The sequence below is a fragment of the Amycolatopsis sp. VC5-11 genome (genome assembly GCF_037034185.1).
Classification (GTDB): domain Bacteria; phylum Actinomycetota; class Actinomycetes; order Mycobacteriales; family Pseudonocardiaceae; genus Amycolatopsis; species Amycolatopsis nivea.
Genome location: NZ_JBAGKF010000004.1, coordinates 152538 through 177055 on the forward strand (window position 1 = coordinate 152538; position 24518 = coordinate 177055).

Below are 24518 nucleotides of genomic sequence, written 5' to 3' on the forward strand. Positions count from 1 at the left end.
GTGCGGTCATCACGGCCGCCGCGCGGCGGTGGCCATCTCGCCGAGGGCGAAGCGCAGGTCGGCCGGGCGCAGCGAGTTCACGCTGAGCCAGCCGCCCCGTGCGGGGTTGATCCGGACGCGGCCGCGCGGTCCGTCCATCCAGGACAGTTCGCGGCCTGCCCTGGTGCGCCCGTCGCGGGTCGCGCCGAGCTGGCCGCGGCCGGTCAGCGGGACGACCAGGCCGACGAGGCTGTCCAGCGCCGCCGGGTCTCCGCCGCTGTCGTGGACGAGGTCGCGCAGCCGGTGTGCGCGCGAGGCGTCGTCCTCGTCGTCGGTGAGCGCCATCGCCTCCTTGACCGCGTGCGCGGGCAGCGTGACCGGCATCGTGCGGGCCGCCTCGACCTGCGGAATCTCCGCGAGCACGGCGTCCACCAGCGCGGTCTCGTCCACCCGGCGCACCGACAGCGTGTCGGCCTCGAGCCGTTGCCGGCAGATCAGCGCGGAGGACCGGTAGACGAGTGCGGTGACGGCGGTCGCCCCCTCGGCGTCCGCCACCACCAAATCGACGATGCCGCGGCGTTCGCGCAGTGCGGTCACGGCTTCCGCGGCGAGGCCGTCCGGCCCGGATTCGTCCGCGAGACCGCGCGCTTGCAGCGCCTGCCCGGCGGTGGCGAACAGGATCTCCCGTTCGCCCTCGATCCGGCCGTAAGACGGCACCTGCAACGGAAACGGCCAGCTCGCCCCGGCGTGCACGGCCAGCAGGTCGGCCTCGACGAGTCCGATGTGGACGGTCTCGTCGCCGGCGCGCGGCAGCACGGCGGTCATTCGGCTTGCCGTTCGAGTCGCTGGAAGGCTTCCTGCACCCCGGATTCGTGCTCTTGATAGCGCCGGATGCCCGCCTGCAGCGCCTCGTGGAATCCGGTCAGCTCGGTGTCCGCCGCGCCCAGTTCGCCGGTGAGCCCGGCGTGCCCGGCGGCCTCGCGCAGCCGCTGCGCCAGGTGCAGGGCGGGCGGCGCGGTGCCGAGCTGCGGGAGCCGGTCGGCGAGCCGTCCCGCCGAACCGACGAGTTCCCCGGTCTGCTCGCCGAGCCTGCCCAGCGCGGCGACCTGCCGGTCCAGCGCGTTCGGGGCGACCTCGTGGCCGGTCATCGGAAACTCCTGTCTTTTTCGGCCGTCACAGCCCGATCACCGGGCTGATGGTCTTGTCTTCGGGGTGCAGGAGCGGCTGGTCGAGGACCGGCATCTTGTTCTTGTGCTCCTCTTCCTCCTCCTGCGCGGCTCCCGCGCCGCGGCCGGGCATCATCCCGTTGCCGCTGGCCGCGCGGGCGGCGGCCATCTCCGCCATCGCGGCGTTGCGGGCGAGCAGCACGCCCTCCATGCCGAGCGCGGAGCGGATCCCGGCGGCCATGCCCGATTCGACCGGGGCCGCGGTGGTCAGCGCGCCCCACGGCATGCCGCTGCCCGCGCCGGTCCCGGCCCCGCCGAGCGGACCGGCGTAGCTCGACGCACTGGTCGACTCGTCCGCGCCGTAGGAATTCGCGGTCGTCGCCCCGGCGGGCGGCGGATTGATCGCGTGCGAGCTCTTGTGCAGGCTGGCTTCGTAGCGCTGCATCACGTGCACCGCTTCGGCTTTCTGTTCGGCGGCCGCGACATTCGCGGCGAACATGCTGGCCCCGCCGCCCGCGACCGCGCCGATCGCCGCGCCCATCAACGCACCCGGACCGGCCCCGATCCCGCCCGCTCCGGCGCCGAGGATCCCGCCGATGACCGCGCCCGCACCCGCTCCGGCCGCCGCGGCGGCGACCACGCCCCCAGTCGGGTCGCCCGGCGGTTTCGGCATCGTGTTGCGCGCGACGGCGAGCGAATCGCCCGCGTTCTGGGCCGCGCCGCTGACGGTCCCGGCGCGGTCGCCGATCCCGGACGCGCGCTCGCCGAGCGAACCCAGCCGTCCGGAAGCGCGTTCGGCGGCCTGTCCGCTCCAGTTCTCGTGCAGCGTCCCCTGCTGCGACTTGAGCGAATCGGCGTGCGACCGCATTTCCGAACCGTGCCGCTGCCATTCGGCGGCGACCGTGCTGACGTCGCCGACGTCGGCCTTGTCCCACAGCATCTGGTACAGCTGCTGGTGCGTGTAGGCGTTCCAGTTGGTGCTGCCGGGCGGGATCGGGGCCCCGAAGTAGCCCTCCCACACGTTGCGCAGCGCGGACACGACCGGTTTGGCCAGGTCGCCGACCGGTCCTGCCTTGTCGAGTCCCGCGAGCGCCGAGTCCGCCAGGTTCTCCACCCCGGCCGACGCGGCGTCGACCACTGATCCGGATTCGCCGGTCATACCCCCACCTTCGCCTCTGCCCGGCAGGCTGTCGCCAGGCACTCGCGCACGGTAAGGGGCGGCGATGAAATCACGATGAAAGCTGTGATCACCGGGGCGGGACGAGGTCTCCGCTCTCGATCCTGGCGGCGGTGCGGGCGAGCCACGCGGCGTCGTGCCGGAGCCGCGAAACCAGGAAATGCGCCTCGATCATCTGCATTTCCGGCAAATCGGCGTTGTCGAGCGTCGCGGACAGCTCGTGCTGCTGGTCGCGGACCCGCTCCGCCCGGTCGCGCAGCAGGGTCACCGCGCGGGCGGGCGGCAGTGCGCCGAGGTAGGCCAGCGCGATCAGGAACCGGGAATCGAGGTTCGGGTCGGCGTCGCGCAGTTGCCGTTCGATCCGCTCGCGGAAGTCGGCGAGGCCCGCCTCGGTCAGCCGCACCGGCTGCGGATCGCCGTCGCCGTCCGGTTCGACGAGCCCGTTCCGGGTCAGCGTGCCGACCAGCGTGTACACGGTCGACGTCTTCGGGTTCAGGAACGGATAGCGGGTGCGCAGCTCGCGCAGGAGCGCGTACTGGTGGCGCGGGGTTTCCACGAGCAAGCCCAGCATCGGCAGCACGAGCGGGTTGTCGAGAGCGTTCGTCGGCACCGGACCAGGGTAGCGCACGTTAGTCGTATACGAGTACATTGCTCGTATACGACTTCTGGAGGAGATGCTCGTGATCGTCTTTGGCGTGTGGCCCGGCGTGGTCAGCACGGATCTGGTGCGGCTGGAAACCTTCATCGACGCGCCGCCGGAGGACGTCGAACGGACCGCGGAAGCGCTGCGGGACCTCGCGAAGGGCGCGGAACGGTTCTACGTGCGGTGCTACCGCAGTTACCGGGGCCCGCACGCGCCGACGCCGCCGAACCCGGTGCCGTATCTCGGCGACGGGCGGGTAGTCGACTACGTGCTCGGCTACAGCAGCCCGGAGGCCGATCCGGACGGGTTCGCCGACGCGGTGCGCGCCGCGGTTCGCGAGGTCGCCGAGTTGGGCGGCGGGAAACTGCAGGTCTGCGAGGAGGTCAACGTGGCCGCGCCGCTGGACGGCGGCAGTCCTGGTTGCTACGAAGCGCTCGGCGCCGGGCTCGCGGCGGCGCTGGACGAGCGGACGCGGCTCGGGGCCGACGTGGCGATCGGGTTCAACGCCGCGGTCGCGCTCCCCGGCGATCCGTTCTGGGCCGCGGTGCAGTCGGCAGTGGCTCCCGAGGTGCTGGCTCGGGTCGATTTCCTTGGCCTGGACTTCTTCCCGGACGTTTTCCGTCCCGTGCCAGCCGACGCGTTGGCCGGTGCGGTGACCCACGTCGTGCGTTCGTTTCGGGAATCCGCGTCGGCGATCGGGATCCCGGCGAGCGTGCCGATTCATATCACCGAAACCGGATGGCCGACCGGGCCGGAGAATTCGGAGGAACAGCAGGTTCGGGTGATGGAATCCGTGGCACGCACGGTACTCGGGTTGGCTGCCGAGATCGGGGTGGATACCTACGAGATTTTCGGGCTGCGGGACGGATTGTCGAGCGGTCCGCGGGAAAACCGGTTCGGGCTGCTGCGCGACGACTATTCCGCGAAACCGGTGTACGAGACGGTGAAGCGGCTGATTGCCGAGCATTCTTCCTGACTCGCGGATGTGCGAAAGGTGGACATTCCGCCGCGCGCAGGACCCCGTTAGTGCCATCTGGCCCCTGGTCACGGGTAAGGCGAGGCCCGATTCTGGATCGGTCAGAGATCACCAGTGCCTTCAGGGAGATACCGTGCGCAGAAAGAAGTTGGTGGCAGGCGCGTTGGGTGCCTGCGCACTGGTCATGGGCGTGGCGCCAGCGGCCAGCGGCTACGTCGGCGAGCAGTTGCCGGACACCGCCCGGCAGCCGGCCGGTGCGGCTTATCGCGACGGCGATTCCGCCTCCGCCACGCTGAAGGACGCCAACGGCAATGAGGTCGGCTCCGCGTGGTTCACCGCCGACAACCGTTCGCACGCCGTCTGGGCCGAGGTGTACCTCACCGGTCATTTCACGCCCGGTTTCCATGGCATGCACGTTCACGAAAAGGGAAACTGCACCGTCGGCGACCCGAAGAACCCGTTCACCGCCGCCGGCGGCCACCTGATGCCGATGGACCACCACACCGGACTGCCGATCGGGCAGCTGCCGTCGGTCCAGGTGCGGTCGAACGGCCGCGGGTACCTCAAGTTCGTGCTGGACACTTTTACTCTGGACCAGCTGTTCGGTCCTGACGGGACCTCGATCATCGTGCACTCGAAGTCCGACAATTTCGCAAACATTCCCGCCGACCGCTACAGCGTCCGGGGCGACCCGAACGCACCCGTGCCGGACGAGAAAACCAAGGCGACCGGCGACGCGGGCACTCGGTTCGCCTGCGGGGTGATCACCCGGGACCAGAACTGATTCCGTCCTTTGTGGACTCAAACCCGGGATGGTCCGTGAAGGGCTCCTTGCGGGAATCTGATTCCGGCAAGGAGCCCTTCACGGACCGGCAGCCGGGGTCGGGGAGGCGGCGGCTACTACGATCGGGGCATGTCTAGTCAGCCGGTCACGCTCTCGCGGCCCGTGCGGTTCTTCAGTTTCGCGTCCGCGGCGAGTCTGCGCTGGACCGGCTTCGGCGGGGTGTTGCTGCTGGCCGTCGCGGTGTACGCCGGGGCCGCCGGGATGTCCGGGGTCCTGCCGTTCGCGGGCGGGATCGCCGGTGTCGGGCTGGTGGTGCTCGCGTGGGCGCTGCTGGGCGGGCGCGTCCTTGCCTCGGACCTCCCCGACGCGGGCTGGCTGAAGCGGACGCTCGCGTTGTGGTGCGGGCCGTTGCTCGTCGTGCCGCCGCTGTTCAGCGGGGACGTCTTCAGCTACCTCGCGCAGGGTGCGGTGGCTGCGCACGGGTTCGACCTCAACGTCGTCGGGCCGCAGCAAGCGCTGGGCTCGGCGTCGGACATCGTCGGGCGGGTCAGCGTTTACTGGCGCGAGACGCCGTCGCCGTACGGGCCGCTGTTCGGCGTGGTCGAGCGGGTCATCGCGCAGGTGTCCGGCGGGAATCCGATCGTCGGGGTCGCACTGCACCGGCTGATCGAGGTGGCCGGGCTCGTGCTGATCGCGTGGGCGGTGCCGCGGCTGGCGGCCGCGGCGGGGGCGTCGCCGCGGGTCGCGTTGTGGCTGGGCGTGCTGAACCCGCTGGTTCTGTGGCACGTGGTCGCCGGGACGCACAACGACTCGCTGATGCTCGGCCTGATGGTCGCGGGCGTGGCGATCGCGCTGAACGCGCTGGGCGACCGGATTCGCTGGTGGCCGCTCGCGGGTGGGGTGCTGCTCATCGCGCTCGGCGCGGAGGTGAAGGTGCCCGCGCTGGTCGCGCTGGCCGCGGTCGGCACGGCGATTGCCCGGCGGCGCGGGCGGATCGGCGAGTTCCTGCTCGCCGGCGCGGCGATGGTCGTCGTCTTCGCGGCGGTAGCGGCGGCGGTTTCGCTGGCGTCGGGGATCGGGTTCAGCTGGGTGTCCGCGCTGACGACCTCGGGGGAGGTCAATAGCTGGATGGCGCCGACGAACTGGTTCGGCTTCCTCGTCGGTGGCATCGGTTCGCTGTTCGGCGCGCACATCACGCAGACGATGATCGGGGTCGGCAAGATCATCGGGTACGTGCTCACCGCGGCCGCGATCGTCGTGGTGCTGCAGCGGCAGTGGACCGGCCGGATCGACGCGGTCCGCTCGCTGGGGCTGATGCTGAGCGCGGTCGTGGTCTTCGGGCCAGTGGTCCAGCCGTGGTATCTGCTGTGGGCGGTGATTCCGCTGGCCGCGTCGCTGCCCGCCGGACGCGTGCGGTCGGTGGTGATCACGCTCGTCGCGGTGTTTTCCGTCGTGCTTCCGCCGGTGGGCGGCAACTTCAGCGGGCGCGTCGGCTTGCTGGTGCTCGCGTACGTGATCGGGCTCGCGGTGGTGGTCGCGGCGTTCTTCGCGCTGCGTAAAAGCTCCACAGTGGACTAGCGCTCGCGCGGCCGGATAGGTTGCGATGATGGACATCGAGGTGCTCGTGTTCGACGTGCTCGGCACGCTCGTCGACGAACCGGCCGGAATCCGCGCAGGGATCCGGAAATTCGCTCCGTCGCTCGCCGCCGCGGAAGTCGAAGAGCTGCTTCTGGTGTGGCAGAAGCACGTCGAGCAGGAGCAGGGCCGCATTGTCGCCGGGGAACGGCCGTACGTCGCGAGCGATGTCATCGACCGGGAAGCCGCGCAGGCCGTCGCCGACGCGGTCGGTACCGGCGATGTCGCCGAGTTGGCGCTCGCGGCCCGGCGACTGCCGCCGTGGCCCGACACGGTAGAAGGCCTCGGCCGCCTTGCCGAACGATTCCCGCTGGTCGGTCTGTCCAACGCGAGCCGGACCGTGCTGCTCGACCTGTGCGCGAACGCCGGATTGCGGTGGCACACCGTGTTGTCCGCCGAGAACGCCCGCACCTACAAGCCCGCCCCGGACGTCTACCGCCTGGCCATCGACGTCGCCGGACGTGCACCCGAGCGGCTGCTGATGGTCGCGGCACACGCGTGGGATTTGCGCGGGGCTCAGGAAGCCGGGTTCCGCACCGCGTACGTCGGCCGTCCGGTCGGCGATCCGCCGGGTCCCGCCGATCGGTTCGACCTCCACGCCGACGGGCTCGCGGACCTCGCCGAGCAGCTCGAACACGGTCGCGACTGAACCCAGGACCAGGCATGATCTCGGCGTGACCGATCTCAGCGACTTCGAACAACGGCTCGTCGAAGCGGCCCGCGAAGGCGAACTGCTCGGCGCCGCCCAGATCGACGTCGCGGACCTCGCCGAAACCGAAAGCCCGGACCACGTCGTGCGCGCGCAGGTTCTTCGCGACCTGCTGCTCGGCAGGCACGGCGACCTCGACCCGCGCGGGATCATGCTCGCCAGGGCCCGGATCACCGGTCTTCTCAACCTCGACGGCGTCTCCGCGGCCGCCGGGCTGATGCTGCTGACCTGCGTTTTCGACCAGCTTGTGCTCGCGCGCCAGGCAAGGCTGCCGCACCTGTACCTGATCGGCGGGCGGATGCCGGGCCTGCACGCGTCCCGGGTGCGGATCGAGGGAGACCTGCACCTGTCCGACGGCGTGCGGATCACCGGGGACAGCCCGGACGGGGCGATCCGGCTGATCGGCGCGCACCTCGGCGGGAGCCTGCTGTGCCGGGACGCGGAAATCACGAACCCGGCCGGGCTCGCGCTGGAGGCGAGTTCGGCGGAGCTGGGGAGCGGGCTGTACCTGCACCGGGGAACGCGGATCACCGGCTCGTCGGCCGACGGCGCGATCCACCTCAACGGCGCGTGCATCGGCGGTCCGCTGGAGTGTCAGAGCATCAAGGTTTCCAACGACCTCGGGCCGGCGATCGAGGCGGACACCCTGACGGTCGGTCGCAGCATGCTGATCCGCGATTCGGAGCTGACCGGCAAAGGCGAGATCGGCGCGGTGCGGTTGCAGGGCGCGCAGATCGGCGGGCAACTCGAGTTTTCCGCGACCACGCGCGTCACGTCGCCGGAAGGACGGCTGCTCGGGCTCTCCGACGCGAAGGCGACCACGGTGTTCATGCCGGACAAACTCGTGTGCCCCGACGGCAGCACGAGCGCCGAGTGCGACCACCCCGAACTGGCGTGGCTGGACGGGTTCACCTACGCCGCCATCGATCCGTCGTTCGGCTGGCGGCGATGGCTGCACCTGCTTCGCTGCCACACCGAGTACTACGACGCCACCGGTTACCAGAAGCTGGCGGCCGTCGAACGAACCGCGGGCCACGACGGCAACGCGCGCACCATCCTGATCGCGCAGCAGGACGACCTGCGCCGCCGTTCGCCGGAAGCGCTCGGTGGACGGATGTCGCGGCTGTTCCACTGGATCTGGGGCACGCTGGCCGGATACGGCTACCGAGCCCGGCGGACCGCGGCGGCGTTGCTGCTCGCCCTCGTCGCGGCCGGAGCGCTCGGATTGTGGGCCGGGGCAACGGAAACCCAGCCCGGACACCACGCGGCGCAACGAGTCGCGACCGGTGCGGCGTGCTCCCCGGTCGAGCTGATCGGTCTGGGACTCGACCGAGGCTTGCCGATCGCGCCGACCGGCTTGCGGAGCCGCTGCGACCTCGACACGGCGAGTGTCGCCGGGCAGGTGTTCACCGCGGCGATCTGGGGAGTGCAGATCGCGGTGTGGGGACTCGCGACGCTGGCGCTGGCCGGATACACGAACCTGGTGCGCAAAACCGCCTGACCTGCCGCGCTGCTCACAGCAGATCTGCCGTCGGCAGAGAAGGCGGACGCGACGGGTTCCGCGGCGGCAGAGTCGGGGCATGACCAACGAATCGACTCCGCCGATGTTCGACCAGCGGCTCCGGGAACGGTTCCTGAGCCAGCGGGTCCTCGTACTGGACGGCGTGCTCGACGACGACAACGGGACGGTCCTCGCGACCCAGATGCTGTCGCTGGCCGGCGAAGACCCGGTCAAGGACATCGCGCTGTGGATCCACTCGCCCGGCGGATCGGTCCCGTCGATGCTCGCGATCCGCGACGTGATGCGGCTGGTGCCGTGCGACGTTTCGACGCTCGCCCTCGGATTGGCGTGCAGCGCCGGGCAGTTCCTGCTGTCGGCGGGCACTCCCGGGAAGCGATTCGCCCTGCCGCACGCCCGCATCCTGATGCACCAGGGCTCGGCGGGAATCGGCGGCTCGGCCGTGGAGGTCGAGGTACAGGCCGACGACCTGCGCTACACCCGGGACACCGTGCTGGGCCTCACCGCGCAGGACACCGGTCAGCCGTTCGACCGCATTTTCGCCGATTCCCTGCACGACCGGTGGTACACCGCCGCCGAGGCGCAGGACTACGGCTTCATCGACCAGATCGTCGACCGCCTGGAGCAGGTCGTGCCGGTGCGCACGCACGCGATGGGCTTGGGGGTACGCGCATGAGCACCTACACCATCCCGAACGTCGTGACCCGCAGTCCGGGCGGCGAGCGGATCATGGACGTCTACTCGCACCTGCTGTCCGAACGGATCGTGTACCTGGGCACGGCGATCGACTCGGGCGTCGCGAACGCGCTGATCGCGCAGCTGCTGTTCCTGGAGTCGGACAACCCGGAGCAGGAGATCAACCTGTACATCAACTCCGAGGGCGGCGACCCGGCCGCGATGCTGGCGCTGTACGACACGATGCGCTTCATCAAGGCCCCGGTGGCGACGACCTGCGTCGGCCAGGCGGTGGCGACGGGCGCGGTGCTGCTGGCCGCCGGCGCTGCCGGCCGCCGATCGGTGCTTCCGCACGCGCGGGTGGTGCTGCATCAGCCCGCCGCACAGGGCCGCGGGACGATCCCGGACCTGATCCTGCAAGCCGACGAGGTGATCCGGGTCCGGACCCAGCTGGAGGAGATCACGTCCCGGCACACCGGCCACGACGTCGCGGAACTCCGGCACGACACCGACCGCGACCGGGTGTTCGACGCGGCCGGGGCGGTGGAGTACGGGCTCGCGGACCAGGTGATCGAAGCACGCCCGTGAGGCGAGGACGCAGGCCGGTTCTGGGGCTCCGGCCTGCGGCTTCGCGTCCCGGTTCGGTGGGCCGCGGGTGGTTCCGCGGGCTGCCAACAGCGCTGGTGCGAGCTGCGGCTCGACCGCATCGATCTGCCGGTTGTGCGCGGTGATTTCACAGCCTGGCGCCGGTGGTTCGAGAAATTCCGCGGCCCGGTTCAGGCCGCCATCAGCACCGGACCGGCCGGACGTCGCGCCGGTCGCGGTCCGACCACGCTGATCCGCCGCATGTCCCCGGCGATCCCGCTCAGCAGACCGGCCAGGTTGACCCCGAGCGCCCCGGTCACCGCGGCGATCATCTCGCTCGACGGTTCCTTCCGCCCGCGCTCGATCTCGGACAGGTACTGCGGCGAGATCCCGGCCCGCTCGGCGACGTCGACGAGCCGCTCGCCCTGGTTCTCCCGGGCGGCGCGGAGACTGCGGCCGAGCACCTCGCGCCACAGGGGTTCCGCCTCGTCGTCCCGGGCGGGGGCGCGGCGCTGGTGGAAAGGAAGGATGTCCGCCATAGGCCCAGCCTGGCATCCGCCGGGCCCTCGGCGACAGCGGTTCCGCTCAGGGCAGAACGTCACCCCGCGACTTGGTTGCCGAGCATGATCACACCGAGCACCAGCGCGATCGCCGACACGCCGATGCCCACCCCCGACACCGGCTTCCCCGTACGCCGTCCGACGACGCCCACGAGTCCGAAGGCCAATCCGGCCAGTCCGAACGGAAGCGCGAGGTACGCCCGGATGCCGGTCAGGTCGATCGGCAGCAGCGGGACCACGCAGCCCAGCACGCCCAGCACCAGCGACAACACCCCCAGCCAGACACCGTTCGCCGGAGCGGGCAGCGGATAGGGGACGTAGCCCGGGTACTGCTGGGCATTCGGCTGAACCGGCCACGGCTGCCCGGGTCCGGCCGGCGGCATTCCCTGCGGACGGGGTTCGTCAGTCACCGGAAGCTCCTCACCGTGCGAAAGAAACGTTGCCACACCTTAGAGCGCGGACGTGCTCGGTAGGGTGCCGGAGGAAGCACCCGGCGACCGACGAGGTGACGCATGGACCGGCGCGAACTGATCGACCAGGCTCTCCGCGGCGTCGAGGCCTGGGAGCGCAAATGGGGTCCGTTCACCCCATCCCCGGCCAGCGAGCCGGACGTCGACCTCCCCGCGCTGCTCGAGACCTACGCCGCCCGGATGGACGCGTCGTTCCCCTTCTTCCACCCCCGCTACGCGGGCCAGATGCTCAAACCGCCGCATCCGGTCGCGGTCGCCGCGTATCTCGCCGCGATGGTGGTCAACCCGAACAACCACGCGCTCGACGCCTCGCAGGCCACCTCGCCGATGGAGGTCGAGGTCATCGCGGACCTGGCGCGGATGTTCGGGTTCGCGCAGCCGTCGCTCGGCCACCTCACCTCCAGCGGGACGATCGCGAACCTGGAAGCCCTCTGGGTCGCCCGCGAACTGGCCCCGGGCAAGGCAGTCGTCCATTCGCAGGACGCGCACTACACGCACGGACGCATGTGCCAGGTGCTCGGTGTGGAATCCCGCGCGGTGCGGGCACTTCCCGACGGACGCGTCGATCTGTCCGCTGTGGAAGCCGAAGTCCGCGGTGGCGGGGTAGGCACGGTGGTGCTGACTCCGGGAACGACCGGACTCGGGGCGGTCGACGACATCCAGCAGGCCCTGGCGCTGAAGGAACGGTACGGGGTCCGCCTGCATGTCGACGGCGCGTACGGCGGCTTTTACACCTTGCTGGGCGAGTACGAGGCCTACCGCGCGATCGGATCGTGCGACTCCGTCGTCGTCGACCCGCACAAACACGGACTCCAGCCGTACGGCTGCGGCGCGGTGTTGTTCGCGGACCCGTCGGTCGGCCGGTTCTACAAACATGATTCTCCCTATACCTACTTCACTTCCGACGAGTTGCACCTCGGCGAGATCTCCCTGGAATGCTCCCGCGCTGGTGCCGCCGCCGGGGCGCTTTGGCTTACCCTGCAAGCGTTCCCGCTGGAACGCGACCGAGGACTGGGTCGGCTGCTGGCGGCGTGCCGTCGAGCGGCGAACGACTTCGCCGGACTGCTCAAGGAATCCGACCGGTTCGCACTGCACCTCGAGCCCACTTTGGACATCGTCACCTACTGGCCGCGACGGTCCCGGATGAGCGAGATCACCGAAGCCGCCAACGCCATCCTCCAGAACGGCATGGCGGACAAGGACAACCCGCTGTATCTGTCCACTTTGCGCGTCGACGCGGAGGCGTTCGCCGCGCTGCATCCGGACGTCGAACGGGACGCCGAGACCGTCACGATCCTTCGGTCGGTGTTGATGAAGCCCGAGCACGAGGCCTGGATTCCGCAGCTCAAGCAAGCGCTCGACCGGTTGGCGGAGTGAGTCCCGGACAGCGGGACTGACCGGTTCGATCCGGACGGACCGCCGGTTACATCGGTGCGCATGGCTGAGCAACCGCGCACCGCAGAGCGGTCGACCTGGTATTACCTGGCGATCGTCGTGGCGATCGCGCTCCTGACCGAGAACGCCAACTTCGAGTTCACCCTCGTCGGGGTGGGCCTGCCCGACATCGCCGCCGCCTTCGGAACCGACCAGGTGGCGCTGGTGATGACCGTCGTCTTCGTCGCGTCGCTCGTCTTCCTCCCGATCGCCGGGAAACTCGCCGACACGCACGGCAAAAAGAAAGTCCTCCTGGCCGCGGCCATCATGTTCGGCGCCGGCTCCCTGATCTGTGCACTGGCGCCGGTGTACTGGCTTTTCCTCGCCGGACGCGTGCTCCAGTCCGCTTTCGTCGTCGCGTACGTCGCCGGTTACGGCCTCATCCGCGACCTCTTCCCGCCGCGACTGGTGCCGCTCGGCGTCGGCGCGCTCGGGGTCGGCACCGGCGTCGCCGCGTTCGGCGGTCCGCTGCTCGGCGGGTATCTCGTTGATACCTACGGGTTCCGGAGCGCCTTCTGGTTCACCCTCGGCTACGACGTCGTCGTCTCGACAATCGTGCTGCTCGTAGTCCCCGAAACCCGAGTGCGGATCCAACGCCGCATCGACGTCGCTGGCGGCTTGCTGCTCGGCGGCGGGATGGCGGTGCTCGTGCTCGGCTTGGTCGAGAAGGAGTATCTCGCTTACGCGGTGGCGCTTTCGGTGATAATGCTGGTGCTATTCGTGATTGTCGAGCGTCGCCGCGCCGAACCGTTGATCGATCTGGCGCTGGCGGCTCAACCCAAGGTGTGGCTGACGCTGCTCGCGTCGGGAACCGCCATCTTCGTCACCACTGCCAACAGTTCCGTGCTCATCCCGCAGCTGCTTCGGACTCCGCACGTGCCCGGAGTGTCAGAACACGGTCTCGGCATGAACGCGTTGGAATACGGCGTGAGCTACGGTCTCCCGTTCGGTCTGGTCGGCGCGGCCGCGGGTTACGCCGCCGGATGGGTGTGCCGGAGATTCGCGCCGAGAACTGCCTTGCTCACCTCGATCATCGGCACTCTCGGCGGCGTCGTGCTGATCCTTTTCGGACAGTTGAGCGGACCGGTCCTGATCGTGGTGATCGCCGCGCTCATGGGCATCGGACTTGGATTTCTCTACGCCGGAGCCAACAATCTCGTCATCGAGGCCGTGCCCGCGGAGGCGCAGGGCGTCACGACTTCGTTGCTCTACACCGCACTCGGCGTAATGAACACCCTCGGCACCGCGATCGTCGGCTCGATCACCGCTGCCCATCAGGTCCGGCTCAGCTCCGGTGTCTCGATCACCAACGACGCCGGATACCAGGCGGCGTACTTCGTACTGCTCGGCGTGAGCGTCCTCGCGCTCTTGCTGACTGTCCTCATGCGACACGGCCGCGCCCCGGCCACCGGCGGAACAGCTGCGGCGGAAAGGCCAGGTCTTGACACCAACACCGGTGTCGATAATATGACACAATCGTAAACATGGGTTGATGCCGTCCGGCCCCATGGAAGGAGACCACCGTGCGCAGCGTCAAACGACTTGCTACTCGGATGTTGGCGGTGATGTCGGCGGGGCTGCTCACGCTGACCGGCGTCGCGAACGCGGCCGACGCCTGGCCCGCGACCGAGGCGGTGCCCGGCCTGCCCGGCACGCCGGTGCCCGCCGACGTGCCGGGAACGGCGTCGGCCAGCGGCGCGCAGTGCCGCGACTACTTCTTCCCGGTCACCGAATCGCCGGAAAGTCCCGCTGTGCTCAAGGAATTCGGCCAACTGTGCACTTCGGACCCGGCCTTGCTCGGCAAGCAGCCGGTGCAGATCCTCATCCACGGCGGCACCTACGACCACACCTACTACGACTGGCCGTACCAGCCGGACCGCTACAACTACGTCCGCTACATGACCCAGCGCGGCTTCACGACGCTGAACCTCGACCGGATCGGCTACGGCCACAGCGACCATCCGCCGGCCGCGAGCATGAACTTCGACGTCGCGGCCAATACGACCCACCAGATCGTGCAGTATCTGCGCCAGGGCGCGCTGGGCAAGCAGTTCGGCACCGTGACGGTCAACGGATACTCGATGGGCGGCCTCACCGCGCAGGTCGAGGCAGGCAAATTCCACGACGTCGACGCGTTGATGGTGCACGCCGTCGGCCACGGGCTGCTGACCCCGCGCTCCACGCTGCGGCTCGGGACGTTCGCCTACCCCGCGCTGCTGGACCCCAAGTTCGCGGACAAGCCGTGGGCTCTCGATCCGGCGTACCTCACCAGCATCCCCGGCAAACGCGACCTGTTCCACGGTCCACAAGGGACGTATGACCCGGAGCAGCTGCAGGTCGAAGACGCCACAAAGGACACCATGTCCGCGACCGAGCTGGCGGACATCACCTTGCGCACCTACACCGACCAGACGAAGAACATCGACGCGCCGATCCTGTGGTCGCCGGGCCAGTACGACAAAATCTGGTGCGGCACCACCGACGACTGCAACACCGATCCCATGGCGGCGAACGAAGCGAGCTACTACCGGCCGGGCGTGTTCACGAAATACCTCGTGCAGAACACCGGACACGCCACACTGCTCGGCTACGGCGGCGTCGACTACCTGCGGGAAATCGTGAGCTGGCTCGGCGAACGAGGGATCCGCGGGGTCCAGTGAGCCGGGTGCGCCGCAGTTCGCCGGGGCAGCGGACCGGTAAACTGCGGCGCATGTCCACGGCAGAGCGAGGCAAGGGTTCGCGCAGCGGGTTGCGCCGGACGCTGATGACGTCCGAACTTCTGGACACCGCGACCAAGCTGTTCGCGGAAAAGGGCTACGAGGCCACGAGCCTGCTGGACATCGCGAACGCGCTGAACATTTCCCGGCCGGCGCTGTACCACTACGTCAGCAAGAAGGAAGACCTGCTGGCGATGCTCGTCGAGCAGGTCACCAACGGGTTCGCCGAGGTGCTGGCCCAGCTGAAGGCACGCGACGACCTGACGCCGTCGGAGAAGATCGCCGACGTGGTCGCGCTGATCGTGCGGCAGCGGGCGGAGCACTCCGACCAGTTCCGGATCCTCGACCGGTCCGAGCCGATCCTGCCGGAGCCGCTGGCCGGGGAGCATCTGACGGCCAAGCGGAAGATCCTGCGGGAGTTCACGGCGCTGGTCGAGGCGGGGATCGAGGCCGGGGAATTCCGGCGGGTCGACGCGCGGACGGCGGCGTTGTCGTTGCTGGGGATGTGCAACTGGGTCGCTTGGTGGTTCCGGCCTGGGGGAGATGTGGATTCGCTGGTGGCTACCGTCACTGGGTTGGCGACGGGGATGTTGGCGGCTGGGGAGAATGCCGGGCGGGGGCGGCAGGATGCGCGGACTATTGCGGAGATTCGGGGGTTGTTGGATCGGTTGGAGGGGTGAGGTTTCTCCTCCTGCTGGGTCGGGGAGAGAGCGGCTGTGCCGGGGGGAAGAGCGGCTGTGGCGGGGGAAAGAGAGCGGCGAAGCCGCGAAAAGAGAGTGGTTGCGTGGGGCACCCCGAAGTTTGATTGTGACTACGGCGCGGGGGTGCTTGTCAAGGCGGGAAAGATGCCTTGACAAGCACCCCCGCGCCGTGTTTTTGGCTTCGTATCGGGGGCGGGGGAGGTGTGGGTGCCTCGCTCGTTGGGTGCACCGGGTGCGGCTGGGTGGGGATGGGGGCTAGCGCCCCAATGTGGCATTGGGTGCATCTGATGCACCCAATGTGGCATTCGGTGCGTGGGACGCAACGAATGTGGCATTGGGGCGCATCGCGTAGGGCGGGCGAGCTGAGCTGGGGCTGGGCTGGTCGTGAGGGGAACCCTGAGGGAATCAGGGGCTGTGAGGGTGGCCCTCACGAACCTCGACTGGTGACATGAGTGTCGAAAGTTCGACACAAGTATTGAATTCTGCGCTCGGGCGGCTTACCTTGGCTGCATGACGTTGCCTCCAGCTGCACTTCCAGTGGCCCCGTTCGACGAGGTCAGCGTGCTTGCTTATCGGCGTGCCGGGTTGTGGGCGGGGCAGTCCCTGCCTGCTGAACTCCTGGCCGCGGCTCGTCGGCACGGTGGTCGCACCGCGCTCGTTTCCGAGGGTGTGGCGTGGTCGTACGACGAGCTTTTCGACACTGCGTCGCGGTTCGCGGCGGGGCTGCTCGGGTCCGGAGTAGTCCGTCCGGGGGAGCCGGTGGTGTTCCAGATGGGGAACGTGGCGGAGACCGTCGTCGCGTACCTCGGGTGTTTGTTCGCTGCCGCGCCGCCGGTCTGTACTTTGCCGCAGCACGGGACTCGGGAGATCGGGTTGCTCGCGGCGCACGTCGGGGCGCGGACGCTGATCGCGCAGGCCGATTTCCGGGACGGGCGGTTGCGCAAGCAGGCTGAGCAGTTGCTGGCGGACGGGGCCGTCTCCGACGTCGTTGTGTGTCGGGGCGAGGCGCTCGGGGATACGCCGTCGTACTCGCGGCTCGTGGCTGAACAAGTGCGGGAACCGTTGCCCTACTTGGATGTTGACCTTGCCCGGCCCGCGGTGTTCCAGCTTTCCGGCGGGACGACGGGGCTGCCGAAGGTCGCGCCGCGGTTGCACGAGGAGTACGCCTACAACGCTCGTGCCTGGGCGGCCGCGATGGAGATGGACGAGCACTCTCGGGTGCTGTATCCGTTGCCGCTCATGCACAACGCGGGTATCTCGCTCGCGCTGCAGCCCGCGATCCTCACCGGGGCGACGCTCGTTCTCGCTCCCTCCGCGGACGTCGACACGCTGCTCGACCTCATCGCCGAGCACCGGCCGGACGTGCTGCCGCTCGTGCCGCCCGCGCTTGCCGTGCGGCTTCTCGAATCGCCGCGGGCGCAGGCAGCCGACCTGTCCTGTCTGCGGGATTTCGTGGTCGGCGGGCAGCGGTTGCCGGTGGAGGTCGCCGAGCGGTTGCGGGACGAGCTCGGCATCCGGATCCGGCAGATGTTCGGGATGGCCGAAGGGATGTTCCTGGTCACGCCCGCCGGCGCGGACGAGGACGTGCGGCACCACACCGTCGGTGCGCCGATCTCCGCGGCGGACGAGATCCGGATTCTCGACCCGGTGTCCGAAAGCGAAGTCCCGGACGGCGAGGTCGGCGAGTTCGCCGCGCGCGGGCCGTACACGATCCGCGGCTACTACCGCGCCGAGGAGCACAACAAGACCGCGTTCACGCCTGACGGGTTTTACCGCACCGGCGACCTGGCCCGGCGGCACGTCAGCGCGAAGGGCGTCAGCTATTCGATCGACGGGCGGATCAAGGACGTCATCAACCGCGGCGTCGAGAAGATTTTCGCCGAGGAAGTGGAGGAGATCATCGTCCAGCATCCGGACGTGGTCACCGCCGCGCTCGTCGCGATGCCCGACCCGGTGCTGGGCGAACGAGCGTGCGCGTACCTCGTGCTCGAGGACGGCGCCGAGCCGCTGACGGTGGAAACCCTTGGCGCGCATCTGCTCAGCCGCGGGCTCGCGAAGTACAAGCTGCCCGAACGTGTCGAGGTGGTGCCGGCGCTGCCGTTGACGAACGTCGGCAAGGTCGCGAAGAACCGGCTGCGCGAGGACGTGCAAGCGAAACTGGCCGAAGGGAGTGCCCGGTGACCCGGCGCGCGAACGTAATCGGGGGCGGACCCGGCGGGCTGTATGCCGCCCGGCTGCTGAAACTCAACGACCCGGGTCTGGAGGTCGTCGTCCACGAACGGACGGACGCGTCGCGGGCGACGTTCGGGTTCGGGGTCGGGCTCACCGAGGCCACCATGCGCAACCTCGAACAGGCCGATCCGGAGACCGCGGACCGGGTCCGGGCGGTCAGCTACGTCGGACACGAACTGCGCTTCGACGCTCCTGATCGGTCGGTGTGCCTGCACGGCGCGCGCAATCTAGCGGTCGGCCGGGCGGAGCTGCTGCGGGTGCTGCGAGAAGCGGCGACCGAGGTCGGCGTCGAATACCGGGCCGGGTCGCGCGCTGATCTCGGCACCGTGACCGGCGACGTCGTCATCGCCGCGGACGGGGTCGGCAGCGCGACGCGCACCAAACTCAGCGCGGAACTCGGCGTCCGCACCACCCTCGGACGGACGCGGTACGTGTGGTGCGGTGCCCCGTTCGCCGCGTCGTCGGCCTTCTTCGCCGCGGCTCGGCGGGGGCCGGAACTGTTCGTCACCCATGCCTATCCGTACGCGGAGGACCGCAGCACTTTCCTGATCGAAGTGGACGACGAAACCTGGACGAGCGCTGGTCTAGCTGAGTTCGACGCGGCCACCGGTCCCGGCGAGACGGACCGGCAAAGCGTGCGGCTGCTGGAAAACGTCCTCTCGGACCAGCTTCGCGGCGGCGAGCTGCTCACGAACCGCACTCGCTGGAGCCGGTTCGTCAACCTCGGCCTCGACCGGTGGCACAGCGGGAACGTCGTGCTGCTCGGCGATGCCGCGCACACCGCGCACTACACGCTCGGCTCGGGCACCAAGCTTGCGCTGGAAGACGCGATCGCGCTGGCCGGGGCGTTGACGGGGGAGAGCTCGCCGTCCGCCGCGTTCGCCGCGTACGAACAGGCGCGACGACCGGCGGTGGAGCGGTTCAAGCAGCTCGCCGGTCGTAGCCAGCGGTGGTGGGATTCCTACCGGTGGCGGGCGGACTGGTCGGCCGAACGGCTCGGCCTGTCCTACATGACGCGTTCGGGCAACATCACGATGGCCGACTACGCCCGATCCGAACCCGAGGTCGTGCGCGCCGCGCTGGAGTGGCTGGGTTCGGCGCCGACCGGCGACCCAGAGGAATGGGTGCTCGCACAACCGTTGCGGGGCAACGGTTTCCAGCTTCCGTCGCGGGTCACTACGCGCGCGAACCTCGGTCCGGTCGAAGAGCTTTCCTGGACCGAACCGGACGTGTGGAGCGAGCCCGCCGACGACGCGGTCGCCCGCGCCGGTCGCGGTGCCGGTCCGCTGCTGCTCACCGGAGCCGCGGACGAGTTCTGGGCAAGGGTCGACCTTGCCGAGCGGCTTCGCCTGCAGACCAGCCGCTGCGTCGGCGTGCAGCTCCCCGAATCCGCGCGGGCCTTCGCGGCGACCTCGATCGGTGCCGGCCGGGCCGATTTCGCAGTCCTTGAAGACTTTCCCAGGAGGAATTCGTGACCAGTACTTCCCGGCGCGTCGGGCTGATCGTGCCGAGTTCGAACGTCACCGTCGAAACGGAGCTGCCGCGGCTGCTCCAGCGGGTGGCGGACGTCGAGTTTTCCTTTCACTCCAGTCGAATGCGCATGCACGCGGTGACGCCTGAGCAGCTGCGCGCGATGAACGCTCAGCGCGAGCGTTGCGTCCTGGAGATCGGCGACGCGCGGACGGACGTGCTGCTCTACGCCTGCCTCGTCGCGGTCATGGCGTCCGGTGTCGGGGCACATCGGGACACGGAGCTGCGAATCGCCGAGCAACTCGCGCTCGGCGGCGCGGACGCCAAAGTCCTGTCCAGCGCCGGTGCGCTGGTGCACGCGCTGAAGGATCTTGAAGCCAACCGCGTCGCGCTCGTCATGCCGTACACCGAACCGGTCGCGCGCACTGTGGTCGAGTACCTGGAGGCCGAGGGCTTCACGATCACCGGCTGGCGTGCGCTGGGCGTCGCGGACAATACGGAGGTCGGCTGTATACCGGGCGACAATGTGCTGTCTGCCGCACGCGAACTCGACCTCCGGGCCAGCGACGCGCTGGTGCTGTCGTGCTGTGTCCAGATGCCGTCGCTCGACCTGATCCAGCCCGCGGAGGACGAATTCGGACTGCCCGTGCTCTCCGCCGCCACCGCCGGCGCGTACTCGATCCTGCGCAGCCTCGGCCTTCCCGTCGAGCTGCCGGGCGCGGGTTCGCTGCTGCGCGCCGACGCCAAAGTCCAGGCCTGAAAGGAGTTTCCGCATGACTGAGAAGCCAGTGCACCGCGTGCGCGGAGTCGACCACGCCGCCTTCCCGACCTTCGACCCGGTCGCCACCGTCCGGTTCTACCGCGACGTGCTCAATTTCCCGATCGTCCACTCGATCTGCGCCGCGGGCTGGGGCCCGGAGAAACACCCGGACTTCATCCACTTCTTCTTCGACATCGGCGGCGGCGACCGCTTGGCGTTTTTCTATTACTTCGGCTGGGAACCAGCAGGCGACCAAACCGCCCCGGGCGACGCGTGGGCCCGGCTCCCGCACGGCACGCCGAAATTCTTCGCCGACAGCAGGCATCTGGCGATCAATGTCGCCGACGAGGAAGATCTGCTGGAGTATCGTCGTCGCCTGGACGAATCCGAATGGCCGGTGGAAATGCAGGTGATGCACGAAACCATCGAATCCATTTACACCCACGACCCGAACGGCTACATGGTCGAAATCACCCGCGCCTTGCGTCCAGTGACCCCGCAGGAGGACCTCGACGCGGAACTGACCCTGCGCGCGTTGTGCGACGTCGCTTCGGGCGAGGACCCGTCGATGGACAAACTGCTTACGCGCAAAGCAGAACTGATCGTCGAAGAGGCGGCTTCATGGGAGCCCGCGGGGAAGGAGATGGTCTGACGTGGCGCGGTTCTATGTCCTAGACGTGCCGGAAAACGAAGGCGTCCTCGCCGTGGCCCGCCAAGACGACGGCAATACGGTCGACCGGATCGGCCCGTACTTCCGAATCAGCGCCCCGGGAACAATCGTCATCGACCGCCGCGCGACGGGTTGTCGGCACGCCGTTTGGTACAGCGCGATCGCCGGTCTGGAAGGGTCCGTGATCACTCAGCACGACAAGAACGCGCTGCGGATCGAAAGGCGCCCCCATGCCTGAAAACGGCCTAGGCGCGGGCCGCTACCTGGCCCCCGCCTCCCTCCCCGAGGCGACCACCACGACCGCCCACCAACTCACCACCTCCGACGGCGCGACAGTCAACGGTCTGCTTAGGACAGTCCCAGGTGCGTCCACAGTGGCGTTCCTGATGCATCCGCGGCAGGATTTCTCGCACCACGTCCTGGTTCCCGAACTGCTAGCCCAAGGCTATGCGGTGTGGACCCAAGGCACCCGCACCGTCGGCAACGACCTCACCCTGCTGCACGAACAAGCCCTCCTGGACATGGCCGCCGGACACGTCTTCCTGCGCTCCGCGGGCTTCCCATCGGTAGTCCTCATCGGACACTCCGGCGGCGCCGCCTTGGCTGCTTTCTACTTACAGCAGGCCGCCCTGCCCCCGTCCGCCCGACTCTACTGCGCCCCAAGCGGAAAACCCGTCCCTCTCACTGAGGCCGAAATGCCCGTCGCGGACGGTTTCCTCATGATGGCCCCGCACCCCGGCCAGGGCGCTTTGCTGCTGCGCCTGATCGACCCCTCGGTCACCGATGAACAAGACCCCCGATCAGCTTCCCCGGCCTTGGACCCCTACCTCCCCGCGAACGGTTTCGCCACCCCACCGGAATCCTCGACGTACTCCGCGGATTTCATCACGGCGTACCGCTCGGCCCAATACGAACGCGTCGCCCGAATCGACGAACGAGCCCGGGAACTGACAGAGAAGTCGGCCACCGCACGGCGTCGCTACGCCACCTCCAAAGACCCAGCCGACCGACGGAGCGCCCTGGCGACCGGAGTGCTAACCGTCTACCGCACCGACGCGGACCTGCGTTCAGTCGACCTGTCACTGGACCACAACGACCGCCCATACGGTTCACTATTCGGCCGCCGCCCGGACCTGACCAATTACGGAGTGCTCGGCTTCGGCCGCCTGACGACCCCGGACTCCTGGCTGTCAACCTGGTCGGCGATCTCGAGCAACGCCGACTTGGCTGGCTGCCTGCCGGACGTGAAGGTGCCGACGCTGCTGGTCGAACTGACTGGCGATCAGGCGTGTTTCCCCGCCGACGCCAAACGCTTCCACGACCTGAGCGGCGCATCAGACGCCACGCATGTTCGGGTGCCGGGTAGGCATTTCGGCGCCCCTCTGCACGAGGGGATGACCTCAGGAGCGACCCTCGCCGGAGCGGAGATGGGCCAGTGGCTGGGGGAGCGCTTCCCGGCAGGCGCGCTTGCGGTGAGGTGAGCCGGCTGCCTGCTCCCGGTGGGTTCGCTCGCGGCGAGGTGAGTTGGGCTGCCTTCTCCTGGCGGGCTCGCTCGCGGTGAAATGATCCGGACTGCTGCTCCTGGCTAGTTTGCTCGTGGTGAGGTGAGCCAGACTGCTGCTCCCGGTGGGTTCCGCTCGGGGTGAGGTGAGCAGGGTTGCGGCTCCTGACGGGTTTCGCTCGCGGCGAGGTAAGTTGGGCCGCCTTCTCCTGGCGGGTTCGCTTGCTTGCCTTGAATTCTTTCTTCTGCGCGCCGGTCTTCTCTCGCGGGGAGGACCGGCGCACTTTCGCTTCCCCGAGGGCTTGCGATTCGGCCGTTGCGATCCGGAGGCGACGGGAGTCCCGGCCGCCGGTCCAACACCGGACGGTCGTTGATCCTGCCGACTGGCCACCGATATCCAAGTCGATTGCATACAGTCGCCTGACCACGCGCCGATAGTCGATTGCATACCGTCGACGGGCAGCGCGCGGACACGGCAGGCCCCGAATGGATTCTGCCGGTCGAATCCGGTCGAATCCGGCGGCTCATCTACCGGAGACAGTAAGCAGGATTCCAGTCGCCAGCCGCCTGTCGCGTGTCCGCCAGTCGCGTGTCTGCCGGTCACCTGTCGACCAGTCACCGGCATCCCGGTCGATTGCATACAGTCGGCTGCGGTCTGCAGGCAAACAACATCCGGCAATCGACACTCCGCCGGATCTGACACCTCTCTCGCTGCAGTCAGAGCCCACTGCGGCCGACATCTCTCTCGCCGCAGGCGATCCCCCTGGCAAGAACCCCAGCGGATTGGCGCAGTGCATTGGCGCGCGGAGACCGCTCACCCGCCCGCAACCCCAGCCGAGCACCCGCCCCACCCCAAGGCCACCCCCAACTGTGACCCTCATCAACAACAAGCGCCAACAACATACCGCGTATGCAACTATTGCGAAGGCCGACAAACAGCACCAACACGCAGACCAAGGAGACGCGGGCTCATGCCACTAGCACTGGTAGCGCTGGCCATCGGCGCGTTCGGGATCGGCACCACCGAATTCGTGATCATGGGCCTTCTCCCCGAGATCGCCGCCGAATTCGGGGTGTCCATCCCGTCCGCGGGCCTTCTGGTGACCGGGTACGCGCTCGGGGTCGTCGCCGGAGCGCCGGTGATGACGATTCTCGGCACGAAGATCAATCGCAAGACCATGCTCATGCTGCTCATGGGCCTGTTCATCGCCGGGAACCTGCTGTCGGCGGTCGCGCCCGCGTTCGGGGTCATGCTCGCTGGGCGGATTGTCGCGTCGCTCGCGCACGGGGCGTTCTTCGGGATCGGCTCGGTCGTCGCGGCGGAGCTCGTCGCGCCGGACAAGCGGGCCGGGGCGATCGCGATCATGTTCACCGGGCTCACGGTCGCCAACATCGTCGGCGTGCCGCTCGGGACGTTCGTCGGGCAGGCGGTCGGGTGGCGGGTCACCTTCGGGATCGTCGCGGCGCTCGGCGTCGTCGGGCTCGCGGGCGTCGCGAAGCTGGTGCCGGACCTGCCCCGGCCCGAAGGGGCGCATTTGCGCAAGGAGCTGGCCGCGTTCCGGAACGTTCAGGTGGTGCTCGCGATGGCCATGACGGTCCTCGGTTTCGGCGGGGTCTTCGCCGCGATCACCTACATCGCCCCGATGATGACCGAGATCGCCGGGTACTCCTCGGGCGCGGTGACCTGGCTGCTGGTGCTGTTCGGCATCGGCATGTTCCTCGGCAACCTGACCGGCGGCCGGTTCGCCGATCGCAAGCTCATGCCGATGCTCTACGTCAGCCTCGGCGGGCTCGCGATCGTCCTGGCGCTGTTCACCGTCACCGCGCACAGCAAAATCCTCGCGGCGGCAACGATTCTGCTGATCGGCGCGCTCGGCTTCGCCACTGTGCCGCCGCTGCAGAAGCGCGTTCTCGACCAGGCGCACGGCGCGCCGACGCTCGCGTCCGTCGTCAACATCGGCGCGTTCAACCTCGGCAACGCGCTCTCCGCGTGGCTCGGCGGCGTCGTGATTTCCGCCGGATTCGGTTACACAGCACCGAACTGGGTCGGGGCCGCGCTCGCCGGTTCCGCGCTCGGCCTCGCGGTCTTGTCAGCCGCCCTCGAACGCCGACCGCGCGTCGCGGTGCCCGAACCCCTTGTCCAGCACTGAGAAAG

At 68.9% G+C, this 24518-nt stretch carries 24 protein-coding genes; 18 read left to right on the plus strand and 6 right to left on the minus strand.

Annotated features, from left to right (window positions below; all coding sequences use genetic code 11):
• Positions 1–9: 9 nt before the first annotated feature.
• The 4 genes from WA670_RS15580 to WA670_RS15595 all read right to left on the minus strand — a co-directional run bounded on the left by WA670_RS15580 (position 10) and on the right by WA670_RS15595 (position 2932).
• A complete protein-coding gene (locus tag WA670_RS15580; protein ID WP_037820535.1) occupies positions 10–804 on the minus strand; it encodes an ESX secretion-associated protein EspG in 795 nt (264 codons plus the stop codon).
• The gene (locus tag WA670_RS15585; protein WP_037820534.1) at positions 801–1127 is read right to left on the minus strand and encodes a hypothetical protein; all 327 of its coding nucleotides are present in this window, start codon (positions 1125–1127) and stop codon (positions 801–803) included. Before WA670_RS15585 ends, WA670_RS15580 begins: the two co-directional genes overlap by 4 nt.
• A 25-nt stretch (positions 1128–1152) precedes the next feature.
• Positions 1153–2304: a WXG100 family type VII secretion target gene (locus tag WA670_RS15590; RefSeq protein WP_336158095.1), complete on the minus strand. Its 1152-nt coding sequence runs from the start codon at positions 2302–2304 to the stop codon at positions 1153–1155.
• A gap of 88 nt (positions 2305–2392) precedes the next feature.
• Positions 2393–2932: a PadR family transcriptional regulator gene (locus WA670_RS15595; protein ID WP_037820531.1), complete on the minus strand. Its 540-nt coding sequence runs from the start codon at positions 2930–2932 to the stop codon at positions 2393–2395.
• Positions 2933–3002: 70 nt separating this feature from the next.
• Here WA670_RS15595 and WA670_RS15600 point away from each other — a divergent pair, with 70 nt between their 5' ends.
• The 7 genes from WA670_RS15600 to WA670_RS15630 all read left to right on the plus strand — a co-directional run bounded on the left by WA670_RS15600 (position 3003) and on the right by WA670_RS15630 (position 9851).
• Complete coding sequence (locus tag WA670_RS15600) at positions 3003–3941, plus strand: hypothetical protein (RefSeq protein WP_442893100.1); 939 nt, start codon at positions 3003–3005, stop codon at positions 3939–3941.
• Between the two features lie 133 nt (positions 3942–4074).
• The gene (locus tag WA670_RS15605; protein ID WP_336158097.1) at positions 4075–4725 is read left to right on the plus strand and encodes a superoxide dismutase family protein; all 651 of its coding nucleotides are present in this window, start codon (positions 4075–4077) and stop codon (positions 4723–4725) included.
• Positions 4726–4854: 129 nt separating this feature from the next.
• Positions 4855–6303, plus strand: a complete 1449-nt coding sequence (gene mptB / locus WA670_RS15610) for a polyprenol phosphomannose-dependent alpha 1,6 mannosyltransferase MptB (RefSeq protein WP_336158098.1) — start codon at positions 4855–4857, stop codon at positions 6301–6303.
• Between the two features lie 28 nt (positions 6304–6331).
• Positions 6332–7009 (plus strand): haloacid dehalogenase type II, encoded by a 678-nt coding sequence (locus tag WA670_RS15615; protein WP_336158099.1) that lies wholly within the window; start codon positions 6332–6334, stop codon positions 7007–7009.
• A gap of 25 nt (positions 7010–7034) precedes the next feature.
• On the plus strand, positions 7035–8570 hold the full coding sequence (locus WA670_RS15620; RefSeq protein ID WP_336158100.1) for a hypothetical protein: 1536 nt from the start codon (positions 7035–7037) through the stop codon (positions 8568–8570).
• Between the two features lie 79 nt (positions 8571–8649).
• Positions 8650–9264: a ClpP family protease gene (locus tag WA670_RS15625; protein ID WP_037820577.1), complete on the plus strand. Its 615-nt coding sequence runs from the start codon at positions 8650–8652 to the stop codon at positions 9262–9264.
• The gene (locus WA670_RS15630) at positions 9261–9851 is read left to right on the plus strand and encodes a ClpP family protease (RefSeq protein ID WP_009073577.1); all 591 of its coding nucleotides are present in this window, start codon (positions 9261–9263) and stop codon (positions 9849–9851) included. Before WA670_RS15625 ends, WA670_RS15630 begins: the two co-directional genes overlap by 4 nt.
• Positions 9852–10039: 188 nt before the next feature.
• On the opposite strand, the gene WA670_RS15635 is transcribed toward WA670_RS15630, so the two are convergent.
• Positions 10040–10387: a helix-turn-helix domain-containing protein gene (locus tag WA670_RS15635; RefSeq protein ID WP_043839420.1), complete on the minus strand. Its 348-nt coding sequence runs from the start codon at positions 10385–10387 to the stop codon at positions 10040–10042.
• 59 nt (positions 10388–10446) lie between these two features.
• Positions 10447–10818 (minus strand): hypothetical protein, encoded by a 372-nt coding sequence (locus tag WA670_RS15640; protein ID WP_336158101.1) that lies wholly within the window; start codon positions 10816–10818, stop codon positions 10447–10449.
• A 102-nt stretch (positions 10819–10920) separates the two neighbouring features.
• Between WA670_RS15640 and WA670_RS15645 the strand changes: the two genes are divergently transcribed.
• From WA670_RS15645 to WA670_RS15695, 11 genes are all read left to right on the plus strand, one after another.
• Positions 10921–12255: a pyridoxal phosphate-dependent decarboxylase family protein gene (locus WA670_RS15645; protein ID WP_037820523.1), complete on the plus strand. Its 1335-nt coding sequence runs from the start codon at positions 10921–10923 to the stop codon at positions 12253–12255.
• A 60-nt stretch (positions 12256–12315) separates the two neighbouring features.
• Positions 12316–13794, plus strand: a complete 1479-nt coding sequence (locus WA670_RS15650) for an MFS transporter (RefSeq protein WP_336158102.1) — start codon at positions 12316–12318, stop codon at positions 13792–13794.
• Positions 13795–13835: 41 nt separating this feature from the next.
• Positions 13836–14972 carry an alpha/beta hydrolase gene (locus WA670_RS15655; protein WP_336158103.1) on the plus strand — a complete coding sequence of 379 codons (1137 nt, stop codon included), beginning with the start codon at positions 13836–13838 and terminating at the stop codon, positions 14970–14972.
• A gap of 50 nt (positions 14973–15022) precedes the next feature.
• Positions 15023–15709: a TetR/AcrR family transcriptional regulator gene (locus WA670_RS15660; protein ID WP_037820575.1), complete on the plus strand. Its 687-nt coding sequence runs from the start codon at positions 15023–15025 to the stop codon at positions 15707–15709.
• Positions 15710–16240: 531 nt separating this feature from the next.
• Positions 16241–17911 (plus strand): AMP-binding protein, encoded by a 1671-nt coding sequence (locus WA670_RS15665; protein ID WP_336158104.1) that lies wholly within the window; start codon positions 16241–16243, stop codon positions 17909–17911.
• On the plus strand, positions 17908–19437 hold the full coding sequence (locus tag WA670_RS15670; protein ID WP_336158105.1) for an FAD-dependent monooxygenase: 1530 nt from the start codon (positions 17908–17910) through the stop codon (positions 19435–19437). The genes WA670_RS15665 and WA670_RS15670 overlap by 4 nt, the downstream gene beginning before the upstream one ends.
• Positions 19434–20192 (plus strand): maleate cis-trans isomerase family protein, encoded by a 759-nt coding sequence (locus WA670_RS15675; RefSeq protein ID WP_336158106.1) that lies wholly within the window; start codon positions 19434–19436, stop codon positions 20190–20192. The genes WA670_RS15670 and WA670_RS15675 overlap by 4 nt, the downstream gene beginning before the upstream one ends.
• 13 nt (positions 20193–20205) lie before the next feature.
• Positions 20206–20844 carry a VOC family protein gene (locus WA670_RS15680; RefSeq protein WP_238608054.1) on the plus strand — a complete coding sequence of 213 codons (639 nt, stop codon included), beginning with the start codon at positions 20206–20208 and terminating at the stop codon, positions 20842–20844.
• A 1-nt stretch (position 20845) separates the two neighbouring features.
• Entirely contained in the window at positions 20846–21100 is a 255-nt protein-coding gene (locus tag WA670_RS15685; protein WP_037812097.1) for a hypothetical protein, read from the plus strand.
• Positions 21093–22343 (plus strand): alpha/beta hydrolase, encoded by a 1251-nt coding sequence (locus WA670_RS15690; RefSeq protein WP_336158107.1) that lies wholly within the window; start codon positions 21093–21095, stop codon positions 22341–22343. The genes WA670_RS15685 and WA670_RS15690 overlap by 8 nt, the downstream gene beginning before the upstream one ends.
• A 991-nt stretch (positions 22344–23334) precedes the next feature.
• Positions 23335–24513: an MFS transporter gene (locus WA670_RS15695; RefSeq protein ID WP_238608052.1), complete on the plus strand. Its 1179-nt coding sequence runs from the start codon at positions 23335–23337 to the stop codon at positions 24511–24513.
• Positions 24514–24518 lie beyond the last annotated feature (5 nt).